1 protein-coding gene is annotated in these 823 nt (G+C 45.3%); it reads left to right on the forward strand.

Annotation, left to right across the window (positions count from 1 at the left end; genetic code table 11):
• Positions 1–823: c-type cytochrome biogenesis protein CcmI (gene ccmI / locus A3766_RS25690; protein ID WP_068643236.1), on the forward strand; the 823-nt coding region annotated here is incomplete at both ends.

Here is an 823-nt window from a genome sequence, read left to right on the forward strand (position 1 = left end):
TGAATTACAGTTAGATAAAAATAGCGGTGTGATCGGTGACGAGCAATATGCTCAACTTAAGGAAGAACTTGATAACACGCTGCTCGAAGATGCCGATCGCATCGATCAAAGCCACTCTGATTCCACCTCTAGTTCGCTAAGTAAATTCTCATCAATTGGAATTATACTTGGCAGCGTATCCGTTGTTGTCGCACTAAGCGCCGCTCTTTATAACCACTATGGCGCTTACAACGATGTTGTTGCCTATCTTGAAGGAAGTGAAAGTAATGCAGAGCTCGCTAGTGCCACTGAGCAAGCACGAAACGGTGACATCTCTGCCTTACTCGAACAATTACACGCCAAGCTAAAAGATAACCCAAATAACATTCAAGGCTGGGGCCTGCTAGCACGCACCGCAATGAACACCGAGCGCTATTCTCTTGCTGTCGACGCATTCGAACAAGTTACTCGCTTGTTAAAAGAGGCTCCCGAGATAAACTATCAAGATCTTGCTGCAACCTACGGAATTACAGCTCAGGCTCAATATTACGCATCCAAGGGCATTTTCACCGACGCGCTTAAAGGTACGATTGACAAGGCATTAGAACTAAACCCAAACGAACCAAATACCTTAAGTTTATTAGCAATCAATGCGTTTACGTCTGAGGACTTCTCACTAGCTATTGAGTACTGGTCTAAAGTTTTAGAGGCTTATCCTGAACATCCGGCCGCCGGCCAGATGAAACAAGGCATTAATGAAGCGCAGCGCCGTGCAGGTATCGAACTGTCAGATTTTTCCAGCGACAGCAGCGGTTCGTTAATTGATGTATTCGTATCGCTTGAT

The organism is Oleiphilus sp. HI0132, assembly GCF_001635845.1.